The organism is Streptomyces sp. NPDC054813, from assembly GCF_053611365.1.
On sequence record NZ_JBSHAF010000006.1, the window covers coordinates 296,926 to 312,139 of the forward strand.

Consider the following 15,214-nt stretch of genomic DNA (forward strand, 5'->3'; position numbering starts at 1 on the left):
TCCCATCAGGTTGTACAGACAGCAACAGCCTGGCAACCGTGGGTTCCACCGTGCAAGCAAAGGCCAGAGAATCACTCGATGTGATGACATGTGGCCGGGGAAGGCTTTACGCAGGCACTTTCTCCCCGCTATGGCCGCAGTCACACCTGCATACCGGAGCCACTTCCTCCGCCGCCGGAGCCGCCGTCTCCGTCGTCGTACGCGGGCGGGACGGTGGTCAGGCCCAGAGCATCGCGTACGGTCACCGTGCGGTGCGGGTCGATCAGCTTGTACCCCTTGTCGTAGTGCGCGTAGAAGCTATCGACGTCCGACGCCTTGGCGGCCTTCGCCCACTCGGTACGCGCCTTGTCGAGGTCGGCGGCGAGGGCGAGGACCGGCTTCCTGGTGTCCGCGGTCCACTCGTACGAGCGCAGCAGCGCCGACTCCTTGCCGAGCGCCGTGGCCACCCGGCCCGCCCACGCCCTGTTCCCGGGCAGGTCGTCCTCGATGTACTCGGTGTCCGGTGCGGTGTCCAGGGCCGCGTTCAGGACGTGCGCGGACTTGAGATAGGCGACCTGTTCGGGGGCGTAGGAGTCGGCGTCCTGGTGGTAGGAGTCGGTGAGCTCGTCACCCTCGGTGGCACCGCCGAAGGCGCAGACGACGCTGCGGTCCCCGGCCGCCCAACTGTCCTCGCTGGGCGTGAAGTAGTACACGGCGACGTCGTCGGGGACCGCCCAGAGGTCGAAGGCGTAGGTGTCCTCCAGGCCGTAGCAGCGGTGGTCCGCGGAGTCGCCGACCGAGTCGTCGCCCGGGTAGTCGGCGCCCTTGAGGTCGTAGGTGGCGAAGACCTCGCCGTCGTGCGCGTCGTCGCAGGTGACGTGCGTGACGTCGGTGACCAGGTCGCCGGTGAGGGTGCCGTCGGGGGTGTCGAAGCAGTCGCCGGTGGACAGCGAGAGGCTGGAGCTGTCGCTGGCGCCCTCCTTGACGCCCTCCCAGAAGTCGCCGGCGCCGCCGGTGGCGAGCAGCAGCACCCACAGGGCCAGCCCGATCCCCGAGAACACCGACCCGACGACCGCCATCGCCTGGCCGCGCTCACCGCGCTTGCGGATCTGGCTCAGCGCGACCAGCCCCAGCACCAGCCCCACCCCCGGCAGGCAGCACAGCAGCCCGAGCACGAGGGAGGCGATGGCGAGGCCGTTGACGGGCGCCGGGACCGCGTAGGGGCTGTAGCCCTGGCCCCAGGCCTGGTACGGCGAGGGGTGCGGCGGCTGCTGTCCGTACGGTCCCTGCGGGTACTGCGGGTACTGCGGGTACTGCGGCTGACCCGTCTGGGGCGGCTGGTACGGCCCTTGTGGCTGCTGGGGGCCGGGAGGCGGAGGTATGGACACCGGTACCGTGCTCCTGAGGGGGCGTCTGGCCGCGTGAAACGGACGGCTGAACTGACGTACGACTGCGCGCATCGTAAGCGCGCCGTGAACGGGGGCGGAATGAGGGTGGGGAGAGCGGTCGTGCGCGCGGTGAACGCGCTGACCGCCCGCTGGGCGACCGCCGCGGGGGACGGCACGGTGTTCTCGGCGGCCGGGGTGTGGCCGCTGCTGGCGTTTCTGGCGGACGGGGCGCACGGGCGGGCGCGGGCCGAACTGGCGGCGGCGCTGGGCCTGCCGGCCGGGGAAGCGGCCGGTGCCGCACGGGAGTTGCTCGGTGCGATGGCCGGTGCGGAAGGCCTGGACACCGCGCTGGGCCTGTGGACGAAGCGGACCCTGGAGCTGCGTAAGGAGTGGGCGGCCGGTCTGCCCGCCGACGCGCACGGAGTGCTGACCGGGGACGAGCCGGTGGACCGCGAGGAGCTGGACGCCTGGGCCGCGCGGCGCACGGGCGGCCTCGTGGACCGGATGCCGGTCGCCCTCGACAAGGACACGGAGCTGGTCCTGGCGAGCGCGCTGGCGATGCGCACCCGCTGGTTGGCGCCGTTCGACGAGGTGGCGCTGGAGACGGCGTACGGGCCCTGGGCGGCCACCGAGCGGCTCGGCCTGCGGCGCTCCAGCGTGCTGCTGGACCGGATCGGCGTGGCGGACACCCCGGACGGTTTCGTCACCGAGCTGAAGGTGCTGGGCGGCAACGCCCTCGACGTCCATCTGCTGCTCGGCGAGGAGCGGATGACGCCGGGGCAGGTGCTGGGGGCCGGCGTCGGCATCCTGGCCGGCACGCATCGGCCGGTCCGGGGCGACCGGCTCCCCTTCGGGGCACCCGGGCCTGGCCTGACCGTGGAGAGGCTGCGGTGCACCACCCCTGAGCCCCCCTCCCTCGACGTGACGACCGTGGCGTACGACATGACCGCGCACCACGACCTGGCGGCACTGCACCGGCTGTTCGGGCTCACCACGGCGCTGGACGGCGGTCTGGGGCACTTCCCCGGCATCAGCTCCTTCCCGCTCGCCGTCGGGTCCGCCGAGCAGGCCGTCATGGCGAGGTTCGGCGCGCTGGGCTTCGAGGCGGCGGCGGTGACAGCGTTCGGGATGGCCGGGGTAGGTATCCCGCCCGAGCGGCGTTACGTCACCACCCGGATCGACGCCCGCTTCGACCGTCCGTTCGGCTTCCTCGCCCTGCACCGGCACTCCCGGCTCGTCCTCGCGGCCGGCTGGGTCACGGATCCCCTGCCCTTCCCCGAGTACTCCTGGGAGGACGACGAATGAACGACACCGTCAGCGCCGTCAACGCGCTCACCGCACGCTGGGCGCAGCGCACCAGACAGGCCACGGTCTTCTCGGCCGCCGGTGTCTGGCCGCTGCTGGCCCTCCTCGCCGACGGCGCCGCCGGCCGCGCCCGGGACGAACTGACCCAGGCCGTGGGAGTGCAAGCGGACCAAGCGGCCGCAGGTGCCCGGGAGTTACTCGGCGGGCTCGACTCGACGCACGGTGTCGGGGCGGCCCTGGGACTGTGGACCGACCGTGCGCTGGAACTGCGCGAGCAGTGGGCGGCCGGGCTGCCCGCCGGCGCGCACGGAGTGCTCGGCGCCGACGCCGCGGCCTCCCAGGAGGTGCTGGACGCCTGGGCGGCCAAGCGCACCGAGGGGCTGGTCGGGCGGATGCCGGTCAAGCTGACCGAGGGCGCCCGGATGGTGCTGGCGACCGCGCTGGCCCTGCACACGGACTGGCGGCAGCCGTTCCGGGAGACGACGCTGCGGCCCGGCTCCGGGCCCTGGCAGGGCCGTACGCTGGCCGGTCTGCACCGCAGCAGCGTGCGGACGGACCGGATCGGGGTGGCCGCGGGTCCGGACGGGCACGTCACCACACTGAAGGTGCTGGGCGGCAACGCCCTCGACGTCCATCTGCTGCTCGGCGAGGAGGGGATGGCGCCCGGGCAGGTGCTGCACACCGGCATCGGCGTCCTGGAGCGCGCCCTGGCGGTGACCACCGGCGGTCAGCTCCCCTACGGTCAGGCGGGTCCCGGGGTGACCGTGGAGCGGCTGCCGTCGGCCACCCCGGACCCCGTGCGGCTGGATGTGACGACCGTCGGCTTCGAGGTGCGCGCCGACCACGATCTGCTGCAACTGCACGGTCTGTTCGGGCTCTCCACGGCCGCCGACGCCCGCGAGGGGCACTTCCCCGGCATCAGCGACGCGCCACTGGCCATCGGGGCGGCCGGGCAGTCCGCGGTCGCGGAGTTCGGCCCGCTGGGCTTCCGGGCCGCCGCGGTGACGGCCGTGCTGGCGGCGCCGGGCGGCGGCCCGCCGCAGTACCGGCACGAGTCGACCGTCGTCCGGGCCACCTTCGACCGCCCGTTCGGCTTCCTCGCCGTGCACCGCGACACCCGTCTGGTCCTGGCGGCGGGGTGGGTGACGGAGCCGGCGGTGGTGGGCTGAGCGCTCTGGGGGTGCGGCCGTGCGCCGTCGTGCGTCCGCGGCATCGTCGTGGCTGGTCGCGCCCGCGCGGCGGCAGCCGCAAATTCGATACAGCCCCGCGCCCCTTACGGGGCGCTGATGCTCAGCCGAAATCAGTGGCCCTGGTGCGCTTCTCCCAGGCGACGATGTCCCCTCGTACGGCGTCCAGTTGGGTCAGTACGGCGGTCACCGCGTCGTCGCCCAGGGGCAGGTGCAGCGGGGTCTCGTCGGCGGCCAGGGCGGTCAGGATCAGGGCGGCCGCCTTGGCCGGGTCGCCGGGCTGGGTGCCGTGGCCGCCCTCGACGGCGTGACGGGTCTCGGCGACCTTCGGGTACACCCCGGTGTCGGGGCTGGCCCCGACCCGGCCGGCGTCGAAGAGGGCGGTGCGGAAGGCGCCCGGTTCCACGATCAGCACCTTGATCCCGAACTCCCGCACCTCGTCGGCGAGCCCCTCGGACATGCCCTCCAGCGCGAACTTCGTGCCGCTGTAGGCCGAGAAGCCCGCGAAGGACATCTGGCCGCCCATGCTGCTCATCTGCACGATCGCGCCCGAGCGCTGTCTCCGCAGCTGCGGCAGGACCGCCCGGACCAGCGCGGCCGGGCCGAACACGTGCAGGTCGAACAGGTCGCGCAGTTCGGCGTCGGTGGTCTCCTCGAAGGCGCCGACATGGGTACGGCCGGCGTTGTTGACGAGGACGTCGATCCGTCCGTGCCGGGCCACGACGTCCCGTACGGCGGGCTCGATCGCGGCGATGTCCGTGACGTCCAGACGTACCGGGTCCAGCCGCCCCGGGTGGGCGGCGGCCAGGTCGTCCAGTGCCCCGGGGCGCCGGGCCGCCCCGACGACGGTGTCACCCGCGGCGAGCGCGGCCTCGGCGAGCGCCCGTCCGAAGCCGCTGCTCGCCCCGGTGATGAGCCAGATCCTGGTCATGTCCCGTCTCCCTGCTGTCCGCGGTCGGTCCAGCCAACCACCCTCACCCGGGAGGGAGTTCGCGTCCAACGGGTTTCCGGGACGGGTTCACCTCACCGGCGTACGCCCTGGGTGATGCGCAGCCTGATCGTGCGTGCCTCCGGGCGCAGCGCGAACTCGGGCCACACGTCAGGTCCGCAGGCCCGGGAGCCGAGTCCGTGCTGGGCCGCGTCGATGATCAGGTGGCTGGTGGTGGACTCCGGGAGCTCGAAGGGGTGGGCGGCGCGGGCGAGCTGCTGGGGGGTGTGGCGGGCGAGGGTGAAGCCGGGGCGCCGTCCCTGGGTGTCGGGGAGCGCCGTGAGGTGCAGTACCTCGGTGTCGGCGCTGGTCAGCGCGAGGTGGCGAAGCCGGGAGCGGTGGCCGGTCTCCTGGGGACGGGCGTAGCCGGCCGCGAGGTCCGGGACGGCGGCGGAGAAGCGGCCGGTGCGGGCCGCGCGGAGGCTGTCGGGGTAGGACTCGTGCGGGCCCAGGCCGAACCAGTCCGCGCCGTCCACCGGGGCCGTCCCGTCGGGCAGTTCGAAGCGCACCCCGATCCGCGGCCACACCGTCGTCCAGCCGCGCGAGGGCTCGATGTCCACGCGCAGTTCCAGCTCGCCGTCCTCGACGGACCACACGGTCTCCACCGTCACCGACAGCGCGGAGTGCGCGGCGGAGACCCGGTCGACGGTGCGCAGGGCGTCCGTGGTCTCTTCCACGGTGACCCGCCGTGCCGTGAGGCGGTCGAGTCCGTCCCGGCGCCACAGGTCGGCGCTGGACACATCGGCGGCGCTGGCGTCGCTGCCCTCCAGCCGGTCGGAGGTGCCCTCGTCGTTGTCGGTCGGGGCGCGGAACAGTTCCAGCCGCGGGCCGGTCACCGGCCGTCCGGCGAGGCGGGTGAGGGATCCGCCGGCGAACTCGGCGATGCCGAGGGTGAGCGTGCCCGCGGCGGGCCGCCAGCCGGTCCGGCGCCGGACGGCAGGCACCGGGCGAGGTGTCGAGCGGTCCAGCTGGGCGGTCGCGATCTCGTGCCCCTCGGGTGCCCAGGCTGTCTCCGCCGCCAGTACCGCCTCGACCGTCAGCCAGGTCTCGGCGTCCGGGGCGACCGGGACCGGCGGCAGCGGCACCCGCCCCGACTCGCCCGCCGCCACCGCCGGGACCTTCAGGTCCCCGGACGCCACGAGGGTGCCGTCGTGCTCGACGCGCCAGCAAAAGCGCAGGTCGGAGGTGTCCGCGGAGTGCCGCAGGTTGGTGATCGCGAGCCGGTCGCCGTCGAAGGCGAAGCGGATCGGCTGCACCACGGCCTTGAACTCGTGGAGGCCGGGCGTCGGCACGTCGTCGCTCAGCACCATGCCGTCCATGACGAAGTTGCCGTCGTGCACGACCTCGCCGAAGTCGCCGCCGTAGGCGTAGTACGGCGTCCCCTCCGGGGTCCTGGCCAGGATGCCGTGGTCGCGCCACTCCCAGACGAAGCCGCCGTGCAGCCGGGGGTGCCGGTGGACCAGTTCCTCGTACTGGTCGAGGGCGCCGGGTCCGTTGCCCATCGCGTGGGCGTACTCGCACAGCAGGAACGGCCTGGTGCGCTGCCGGGCGCCCTGGGCGGGGGTGCAGCCGAGCAGCGGGGCGCGGGAGCCGTCCGTGCCGATCTGCTCGGTCTCCGTGACGGTCGCGTACATGCGTGAGTAGACGTCGGTGTACTCGCCGGTGTAGTCGCCCTCGTAGTGCACGGGACGCTCGGGGTCACGGGCGTGCACCCAGGCCGACATGGCGGCGAGGTTGGCGCCGGTCCCGGCCTCGTTGCCGAGCGACCACATCACGACGCCGGGGTGGTTCTTGTCGCGCTCGACCGTGCGCTCGATACGGTCGAGGCAGGCCGCGCGCCAGGCCGGGTCGTCGGTCGGGTTGCCGGTCCAGCCGGCCTTGTCGAAGCCGTGGGTCTCCAGGTCGCATTCGAGGACGACCCAGAAGCCGAGTTCGTCGGCGAGGTCGAGCAGCCGGGGGTGCGGCGGGTAGTGGCTGGTGCGGATGGCGTTCACGTTGAACCGCTTCATCCGGGCCAGGTCCTCGCGGGCGTGCGCCTCGTCGAAGACCCGGCCGCGCTCGGGGTGGGCCTCGTGCCGGTTCATGCCGTGGAAGACCACCCGGCGGCCGTTGACCAGGAAGCGGTCACCGCGTATCTCGACGGTGCGGAAGCCCACCCGCAGGGCTATGGTCTCGACGGCCGACGAAACGGTGACGTCGTACAGCCGGGGCTCCTCGGCCGACCACGGCTGCACGCCCGGGACGTCGAGGGGCGTCACGTCGGCTGCCGTCTCCCAGACCCGCTCGACGCCGAGTTCGGGGATGCGCAGGGTGACGGGGAAGGCCGAGGCGTCGGCGGTGATCTCCGGGTCGATCCGCCCGTGCCCGTCGGCGTAGCCGGGGCGCAGCCAGACGTCCTCGACGCCGCCGGCCGGCCGGGCGAGCAGGGTGACGTCCCGGAAGATGCCCGGCAGCCACCACTGGTCCTGGTCCTCCAGGTAGCTGGCCGCCGACCACTGGTGCACCCGGACGGCGACGACGTTGTCACCGGGGCGGACCGCGGACGTCACGTCGAACTCGTGGGCCAGCCGGCTGCCGCTCGCGCTGCCGATCTCGACGCCGTTCACCCACACCTTGAACAGCGACTCCACCCCGTCGAAGCGCAGCAGCACCCGCTCGGCGTCCGACCAGCCGTCGGGGAGCCCGAAGTGGCGGCGGTAGTCGCCGGTGGGGTTCTCGTCGGGGACGTGCGGCGGGTCGATCGGGAACGGGAACTGGATGTTCGTGTAGATCGGCCGGCCGTAGGCGCCGTCGCCCTCCAGCACCCAGTGCGCGGGCACCGGGATGCCGTCCCAGCCGTGGTCGTCGAAGTCCTCGGCCGCGAACTCCTCGGCGACGGCCGCCGTCGGCGACAGCCTGAAGCGCCAGTTTCCGTTCAGCGAGAGGGCGGGGGCGTCGGAGTGCAGCCACGAGCGGGCCGGGCGCAGGGCGCCACGCCACGGGGCGGTGTCCGATACGTACGCGGAGTGCTCGGAGGGCAAGAGTTCACAACTTTCTTGGTATCTGGGGGTGTTGGCGGCTAGCGCAGGACGACGGTGCGGATCTCCCAGGGCCCGAGGACGAGTTCGAGCCCGTCCCCGGTCACCGGCTCCGCGGCGATCGGCCGGCCGAGCAGGTCGACGGTCGTGGCCTCGGTGAAGGCGCCGATCACCCGGACGGCCGCCGCCGTGTCACGCAGTGCGGCCAGCCGGACCTCGGTGCCGGGTCCGTGCTCGGGGTCGGTGACCCGGCGGATGCTGGACACCTGGACGTCCCGGCCGTCGACCCGCACCCCGGTCGCGTCCGGGGGCAGCGGGCCGCCGCCGGGCGCGGTGCCGCGGGCGACCAGGACGTCGGCCCGGAACTCCTCGGCGAGCGCGACCGCGTCCGCGCCCTGCCAGCCGCTCGCCGAGGGCAGCACGGCGAACCGGTTCTCGATGCGCATGCCCAGGTCCTGTGCGCCGGGGACGGGGATCTCGCTCGCCGCGGGTTCGTCGCGCAGGGGGTGGATGTTGACGCTGATCGAGCCGATGGCGCGCAGCAGGGTGAGCGCGAGGGCGGAGCCGTCGTCGACGAGTTCGTACTCGGCGGAGTGGTCGAGCAGGACGGTGGCCGGGCCCGCCGACACGAAGGAGCTGGCGGGGAAGGTCGGCAGGGGGTACTCGCCCCAGCCGCCCTCGGCGGTCAGTCCGCGCTCGGTGACGGCGAACTGCCCGGCCGACGCGGAGGTGGTGACACGTTCGGGCAGCGGCACGTGGAAGCGCAGCCGGTGGTCGGCGCTCTGGTTGAGGAACGCGGTGGCGATCCGGACGAACGGCTCGCCCGCGCGGACCTCCACCACCATGTCCACGGGGGTCGCGACGGTGGCGCCGTCGCGCCGGTCCCGGTCGCCGTCGGCGAGCGCGGCCGGCCAGTCGTAGACGCGGGTGACGCGCAGCCTGGCCCGCAGCGGGCCCTGGTCGAGGAGTTCGACGCCGACCCGGGCCGGCTCGGAGACGAGGGCGTCGTGCGCCGGAGGGGCGTAGTTGTAGCTGTCGCCCCGGTCGCCGCCGTCGACCAGACGGCCGACTCCGGACAGGACGGTGCCGTCGGGTCCGGTCACCTCCAGGGTGCCGTCGGCGGCCACCGTGACCTCGACCAGCCCGTTGGAGAGACGGTCGGGTGCCGCCGTCACCGGCTGCGCCGCCAAGGCGGTGGGCCGGTCGGCCGGCTCGACCCGGAAGGCGGCCAGTCCGCCGGCGGGGACCGGCACGGCCACCAGCGCGGTGGCCCGGGCCTGTGCCAGGGTCCGCACCCGCCACTCCCCCGGGTGCGCGGCCGCGGCGGCGGCGACCTCGCCGCGCAGGGTCATCAGGTCGAAGGGTCCGGCCGGTGCCTCGGCGAGGTGGAAGACCAGCGAGTTCGGGGTGAGTTCGTAGCGGTCGATGAGCAGGCCGAACAGCTCGCGGCGGTGGATACGGCGCAGCACGCGTTCGAGTTGCGAGGCGTCGAGCCGCTCGTCGCTGAGGGCGGTGGGTGCCTCGGAGACCAGCTGGACGGGGTGCGCCGAGCCGTCGGCGGTGGTCGCGACCAGCGTGCGCCCTTCGGTGGCGGCCACGACATCCACCTCGACCAGTGCGGTACGGGGTACGGGCAGCGGGTTGGCGACCAGGTGGCCGTCGCTCGGGACCAGGGCGGCGGGCTCGGCGAGGGCCGCGTCCCGGACCGCCCGGGCGGTCTGCGTGGCCTCGGCGAGGCGGGCGGCGACCTGGTCGCAGGTCTCGTCGGTGCCGGAGCCGACCACCGAGTCATGGGCGGTCGACTCGATGATCTTGTGCCAGGCGAGGGCGAGGAAGTGCGACTCGTCGCGCCGCGACCACAGGGCGTTCATCCGCTCGGCGTGGTCGACGGTCCGCTCGGCGAGGGCCATCCGCTGCTTGAGCCCGAGCCGCACGGACAGCACGCCCGGCAGGATGTTGCCCCGGACATGGCTGCGCAGTTCACCGGTGACGACGGCGGTGACCTCGTCGCGTACGTGCTTGCGGAGGTACTCGTCGAGGGTCGCGACGGTGATCGGCCGCTCCTCGCCGGAGGCCTTCCGCAGCCAGTCCGCCAGCTTCGGGTCGGGCGCGTTGTGGTCGGTGCCGGCCATGGCGAGGAGCGGGTCGCCGCCCCAGCGCCCGGCGGTCAGCTCGGCGTACTCGGCGAGTGCCTGCCGGATCCGGTCCGGTACCAGCAGGACGTCGAGTCCGTTGTCGTACCCGTCGAAGAGGAACTCGGTGCGGACCTCGGAGCCGTCGGGGGCGCGCCAGCGGAAGGCGTGGCCCTCGACCGAGCCGGGCACCCCGCGCCACAGGGCGGCGTGCTCGATGCCGGCGCGGGCCAGGATCTGCGGCATCTGCGCGACATGGCCGAACATGTCCGGGAGGTAGCCGATGGGCATGGCCCCGCCGAGGCGCTCCGCGGCCGCCCAGCCCATCTGGAGGTTGCGGACGATGGTCTCGCCGGAGCAGAGGAACTCGTCGAGCAGGATCAGCCAGGGCCCGACGGCCAGCCGGCCCTCGCGGACCAGGGCGGCGACCCGGTCGCGGTTCTCCGGGCGCATCTCCAGGTAGTCCTCGACCGCGGCCATCTGCCCGTCGACGGTGAACCGGAAGTCCGGGTCGGCGTCGGCGGTCGCCAGCACGGTGTCGAGGGCGGTGACGAGGCGGTGCCGGAACACCTGGAACGGCTCGTACCACTCCCGGTCCCAGTGGAAGTGGGGCACGAAGACGGCGGAGTCGGGCATGACGAGGGGCACCTTCCGGGTGGTCACTTGAGGGAGCCGGCGGCGAGACCGGTCCGCCAGAAGCGCTGGAGCAGGATGAACACGATGATCACGGGCACGATCGACACCAGCGAGCCGGTGATGATGGACTGCTGCAACAGGGGAGCCCGGGCGGTCTGGCCGTTCCACTCGTACAGGCCGAGCGTGATCGGGAAGAGGGACTCCTTCTGCAGCATCACCATCGGCAGGAAGAAGTTGTTCCAGATGGCCACGAACTGGAACAGGAAGATGGTCACCAGGGCCGGTGTCATCAGCCGGAACCCCACCGAGAAGAAGGTGCGGAACTCGCCCGCGCCGTCCAGCCGCGCCGAGTCGATCAGCTCCTGCGGGACCGCCGCGTTGGTGAAGATCCGCGCCAGGTAGACGCCGAAAGGGCTGACGATGCTCGGCAGGAACACCGCGAAGTAGGTGTTGACCAGCCCGGTCGCCGAGAACAGCAGGAACAGCGGCAGGGCGAGCGCGGTGGTGGGCACCAGCACGCCGCCGAGGATGACGGAGAACAGGAACTCCCGGCCGCGGAACCGGAACTTGGCGAGGGCGTAGCCGCACAGCGCGGAGATCAGGGTGCCGACGGCCGCGCCCAGCACCGCGTAGATGACGGTGTTGAGGATCCAGCGGCCGAAGATGCCGTCGCTGCGGGTGAACAGGACATGCAGGTTGTCGAACAGGTTGAAGTGCGAGAACGCCAGCCCGTTGGTGGAGGCGAGGTCGCCCTGCGGCTTGGTCGAGGCGACGACCAGGAAGTAGACCGGCAGCAGGAAGTACACGGCCAGCAGCAGCATCAGGCCCATGGCGGCGGTCCGGCTGACGCGGCTCTCTTTGATCACAGTGGGGTGGTTGCTCACAGTCCGGCCTTCTTCGAGGTCAGTCGCATGAACCCGAAGCTCAAGACGAAGGTGATGACGGCGATGACGACGGAGATGGCCGCGGCCTGCTGGTAGTTGTTCCCGGAGGCCACCGTGTAGGCGAGCATGTTCGGGGTGAACGTGCTGGAGATGTTCGAGGAGATCTGCCGCAGCACGGCCGGCTCGGCGTACAGCTGGAGCGTGCCGATGATCGAGAACACCGTGGTCAGCACGATCGACGGGGCGATGATCGGGACCTTCACCCGCCAGGCGATCGTCCAGTTGGAGGCGCCGTCGATCTTGGCGGCCTCGTAGAGCTCCTGCGGGATCGACTGGAGCGCCGAGAACATGATCAGCATGTTGTAGCCGGTCCACAGCCAGGTGGAGACGTTCGCGGCCGACCAGAGCACGGCACCCGGGCCGAGGAAGTCGGGATGCAGCCCGACGCTGTTCAGCAGGTCGACGACGGGGCTGAGCTGCGGCGAGTAGAGGTACGACCACATGATCGCGGCGATCACACCGGGCACCGCGTACGGCATGAACGCGGTGATCCGGAAGAACGCCTTGGCCTTCAGCACCGGGGTGTCCAGGAGCAGCGAGATGACCAGCGCGACGAACAGCATGACCGGCACCTGCACGATGCCGAACAGCCCGATCCGGCCGATGCTGGACCAGAACTCGGTGTTCTGGAACACCTGGACGTACTGGTCGAAGCCGCCGAAGGTCGTGTACGAGGTGCCGTACTGCCCTCCGCTGCGGCGCACCACGCGGAAGCTCTGCCAGAGCGCGTAGCAGACCGGCACCAGGTAGAAGAGCAGGAACGGCAGGAAGAACGGGGTGACGAAGGCGGCGATGGTGCCCAGCCGGGGGCCGCCGCCGTCGAGACGACGACGGCGACCCCCGGTCGGCAGCACCGCGCTGGTCGGGCGGGGCGCGATGTCGGTCATACGGCGGTCACTTGCCCGCCTCGGCCGGAATGGCCTGGTCCTTCATCGACTTCAGCGCGGCGGCCTGGGCGGCCGCGAGCGCGTCGGTGAGGGTGCCGTCGCCGGCCGCCGCCTTGGCCATCGCGTCCTGGAGCGCCAGGTTCACCGTCTTCTGGGTGGGGCCCCAGCTGAAGCTGGTGTCGATCTTCTTGGACGAGTCGGCGAAGACGTCGAAGATCTTCTCGTTGTTGTAGTACGGCACGCCCTTGGACAGCGCGGGCAGCTTCAGCCCGGCGTCGGCCGCCGGGTAGAGGCCGCCCAGCTCGTTCTCCATCGCCAGCGCCTGCGGGTCGGAGTTCAGCCAGGTGTTGAACTCGACCGACTCGTAGAGGTGCTTGCTGCCCTTCATGAACGCGACGGTCGAGCCGCCCCAGTCACCCGAGGAGCCGTTGGTGCCCCAGGTCGGCATCGGGACGATCGACCACTTGCCCGACTGCTTGGGCAGGTTGTCGCGGAACATGCTGTAGCCCCAGGCGGCGCCGACATAGCTGGCGATCTGGTCCTTCTGGTACGCCGCGTACATCTGCGTCGACCCGTTGGCGAGGTCGGTGCGCACCAGCTTCCCGGAGATCAGCTTCTGCCAGTAGTCCGCGACCTGCTTGCTCTGCGCCGACTCGACGCTGACCTGCCACTTGTCGCCGGAGTAGCCGTACATCTGGGCGTCGTTCTGCCAGAGGAGCCCGTTGAACCACTCGGCGTTGTTCGGATCGAAGAACGTGATGTCGAGGTTGGGGTCCGCCTTGTGCAGCTTCTCGGCGGCCGTCGCGTACTCGTCCCAGGTCGTGGGGACGGCAACGTTGTACTTCTTGAAGATGTCGGTACGCACGAACAGGGCCATCGGGCCGGTGTCCTGCGGGAGGGCGAACACCCCGGTGTTGCCGAAGCTGGTCTGCGACCAGGTCCAGGGCACGAACTTCGACTTGGCGGCGGTGGCCGCCTTGCAGGCGGAGGCGTCCACGAAGGCGTTCTGGGTGCGCAGGTTGGGCAGTTCGTCGTAGCCGACCTGGGCGAGGTCCGGCGCCTTGCCCGCCTTGAGGGCGTTGCCGAGGGTGCCGTACTGGTCGTTGGAGATGTTCTTGGTCTCGACCTGGACGTCGGGGTGCTGCTTGTTCCACAGGGCGACGACCTTGTCCATGCCCGGGACCGTGTTCCAGTACTGGAGGGTGACCTTGCCCTTCGCGGGCGCGCAGGACGAGGCGGACGACGCCTTGTCCGACGAACCGGACGAGGAACACCCGGCGAGTACGACGATGCCCGCTGTGGCGGCCGCGACCGCGGCGGCGAGGCGGGTGCGTGTGACTGTGCTGCTCATATCTTCCGTTCCAGAGAACGCCTGCCGAGGGTCGGCAGGCGGGTCGACGTTGACACCTGGAGGCGGATGCCTTCTGGTTGGAATCAGGTTCCGTGAGCGGTAACGTGAGCGCTCACGGGAGCGGTAACGGGAAGTTGATTGGGAGTGTGAGCTCCGGTCCGCCGGAGTGTCAAGGCTCAGAACATCGGACCCGGCATACTCGGTGTCCCTGCGACGCGGTCGCGTCGGCAACTGCACGGAGGTGAGTGATGGCGCCGTCGGGGACCGGACCCCGCAGGGTGACGATCGACGATGTGGCCGAGGCCGCGGGCGTGTCCCGGCAGACCGTGTCACGCGCGCTCAACGACAAGGGCGAGATCGGCGTCTCCACCAAGCAGCGCGTCCTGGACGCCGCCCTCGCGCTGGGCTACCGGCCGAGCCGGTTCGCCCGGGGGCTGGTCCGGCAGGACACGATCACCGTCGGACTGGTGATCCCCGATCTGCTCAACCCGTTCTTCACCGAGGTCGCCGCCGCCGCGCTGGACGCGGCCCGGGGCCGCGGCTGGCACGTCGTGGTGTACGACACCGGCGACCGCGTCGAGGAGGAGCAGGGCACCCTGGAGGTGATCGCCTCGCAGGTGGACGCCGTGGTGGGCTATCTGAGCCTGCCGGAGGACGACATCGCGCGGCTCACCCGGGGGCTGCCCGTCGTCCTCATCGACCGGAAGCGCCCCACCGAGCGGTTCAGTTCGATCCGGATCGACGGCGAGGCGGGCGTGCACGCGGCGATACGCCACCTGATAGGGGCCGGGCACCGGCACATCGGCATGCTGGACCACGCGGAGCGCTCCGAGCCGAGCGTCCGGCACGAGTGGTTCGACACCGCGATGTCGGCATGCGGGCTGGACGCCGGTTCGGTGGCCCGCGCCGACCAGAGCGTGGACGGCGGGGAGCACGCGCTCCAGGAACTCCTGGCCCGGCACCCGCACCTGACCGCCGTCTTCACGTTCAACGACATCATCGCCTTCGGGGCGTTGCGCGCCGCCCGCCGGCTCGGCCGCCAGGTCCCCGGGGATCTCGCCGTACTGGGCTTCGACGGCCTCGGCCTGGGCACCCTCGTCGAGCCGGCGCTGACCACGGTGGCCCTGGACACCCGCCGCCTCGGCGCGCTCGCCGTCGAACAGACGGCCAGACTCCTGACCGGAGCCGGCCCGCTGCGCCCCGACGAACTGACGGTGGGGGCGGAACTGCGGCTGCGCGAGTCGGCGTAGCCGGCGCCGGGAACAGCGGCTGCGCGAGTCGGCGTCACCGGTGGGCCGGTCACGCGGGCTCGGTGACCGGTCACGCGTCCGCCGTGCCCAGGCGCGCCGGTGCGCGGTCCGTTGTCCTGGCGGCACCGCCGGAGGCCGCCGGCCCCTCTC

Annotated in this window: 10 protein-coding genes; 3 read left to right on the top strand and 7 right to left on the bottom strand. The window is 72.0% G+C overall.

Translation table 11 applies throughout. The features are described 5' to 3' along the window. Nucleotides 1-140: 140 nt before the first annotated feature. Nucleotides 141-1,367 (bottom strand): DUF4190 domain-containing protein, encoded by a 1,227-nt coding sequence (locus ACWGJB_RS14585; protein ID WP_453380500.1) that lies wholly within the window; start codon nt 1,365-1,367, stop codon nt 141-143. 99 nt (nt 1,368-1,466) lie between these two features. Here ACWGJB_RS14585 and ACWGJB_RS14590 point away from each other — a divergent pair, with 99 nt between their 5' ends. Both ACWGJB_RS14590 and ACWGJB_RS14595 read left to right on the top strand, forming a co-directional pair. Next, a complete protein-coding gene (locus ACWGJB_RS14590) occupies nt 1,467-2,672 on the top strand; it encodes a serpin family protein (RefSeq protein ID WP_453380501.1) in 1,206 nt (401 codons plus the stop codon). Further along, nucleotides 2,669-3,841 (top strand): serpin family protein, encoded by a 1,173-nt coding sequence (locus ACWGJB_RS14595; RefSeq protein ID WP_453380502.1) that lies wholly within the window; start codon nt 2,669-2,671, stop codon nt 3,839-3,841. The genes ACWGJB_RS14590 and ACWGJB_RS14595 overlap by 4 nt, the downstream gene beginning before the upstream one ends. 121 nt (nt 3,842-3,962) lie before the next feature. On the opposite strand, the gene ACWGJB_RS14600 is transcribed toward ACWGJB_RS14595, so the two are convergent. The 6 genes from ACWGJB_RS14600 to ACWGJB_RS14625 form a co-directional block, all read right to left on the bottom strand. Continuing rightward, a complete protein-coding gene (locus ACWGJB_RS14600; protein WP_453380503.1) occupies nt 3,963-4,790 on the bottom strand; it encodes an oxidoreductase in 828 nt (275 codons plus the stop codon). Nucleotides 4,791-4,882: 92 nt separating this feature from the next. Continuing rightward, entirely contained in the window at nt 4,883-7,867 is a 2,985-nt protein-coding gene (locus ACWGJB_RS14605; RefSeq protein WP_453380504.1) for a glycoside hydrolase family 2 TIM barrel-domain containing protein, read from the bottom strand. A 38-nt stretch (nt 7,868-7,905) separates the two neighbouring features. Then, nucleotides 7,906-10,632, bottom strand: coding sequence for a glycoside hydrolase family 38 N-terminal domain-containing protein (locus ACWGJB_RS14610; RefSeq protein ID WP_453380505.1), 2,727 nt, complete (start codon nt 10,630-10,632; stop codon nt 7,906-7,908). Nucleotides 10,633-10,655: 23 nt separating this feature from the next. After that, entirely contained in the window at nt 10,656-11,462 is an 807-nt protein-coding gene (locus ACWGJB_RS14615; protein ID WP_453380663.1) for a carbohydrate ABC transporter permease, read from the bottom strand. Nucleotides 11,463-11,512: 50 nt separating this feature from the next. Then, a complete protein-coding gene (locus ACWGJB_RS14620; protein WP_453380506.1) occupies nt 11,513-12,463 on the bottom strand; it encodes a carbohydrate ABC transporter permease in 951 nt (316 codons plus the stop codon). 7 nt (nt 12,464-12,470) lie between these two features. Next, nucleotides 12,471-13,814 (bottom strand): ABC transporter substrate-binding protein, encoded by a 1,344-nt coding sequence (locus ACWGJB_RS14625; protein ID WP_453380507.1) that lies wholly within the window; start codon nt 13,812-13,814, stop codon nt 12,471-12,473. Nucleotides 13,815-14,062: 248 nt separating this feature from the next. On the opposite strand from ACWGJB_RS14625, the gene ACWGJB_RS14630 reads away from it, so the two are divergent. After that, nucleotides 14,063-15,064: a LacI family DNA-binding transcriptional regulator gene (locus ACWGJB_RS14630; protein ID WP_453380508.1), complete on the top strand. Its 1,002-nt coding sequence runs from the start codon at nt 14,063-14,065 to the stop codon at nt 15,062-15,064. The last annotated feature ends 150 nt before the right edge of the window (nt 15,065-15,214 follow it).

Coding starts and splice junctions, on each gene's coding strand:
- ACWGJB_RS14590 (WP_453380501.1), top strand. CDS start 1,467: ATGAGGGTGGGGAGAGCGGTCGTGCGCGCGGTGAACGCGCTGACCGCC.
- ACWGJB_RS14595 (WP_453380502.1), top strand. CDS start 2,669: ATGAACGACACCGTCAGCGCCGTCAACGCGCTCACCGCACGCTGGGCG.
- ACWGJB_RS14600 (WP_453380503.1), bottom strand. CDS start 4,790: ATGACCAGGATCTGGCTCATCACCGGGGCGAGCAGCGGCTTCGGACGG.
- ACWGJB_RS14610 (WP_453380505.1), bottom strand. CDS start 10,632: ATGCCCGACTCCGCCGTCTTCGTGCCCCACTTCCACTGGGACCGGGAG.
- ACWGJB_RS14615 (WP_453380663.1), bottom strand. CDS start 11,462: ATGGGCCTGATGCTGCTGCTGGCCGTGTACTTCCTGCTGCCGGTCTAC.
- ACWGJB_RS14620 (WP_453380506.1), bottom strand. CDS start 12,463: ATGACCGACATCGCGCCCCGCCCGACCAGCGCGGTGCTGCCGACCGGG.
- ACWGJB_RS14625 (WP_453380507.1), bottom strand. CDS start 13,814: ATGAGCAGCACAGTCACACGCACCCGCCTCGCCGCCGCGGTCGCGGCC.
- ACWGJB_RS14630 (WP_453380508.1), top strand. CDS start 14,063: ATGGCGCCGTCGGGGACCGGACCCCGCAGGGTGACGATCGACGATGTG.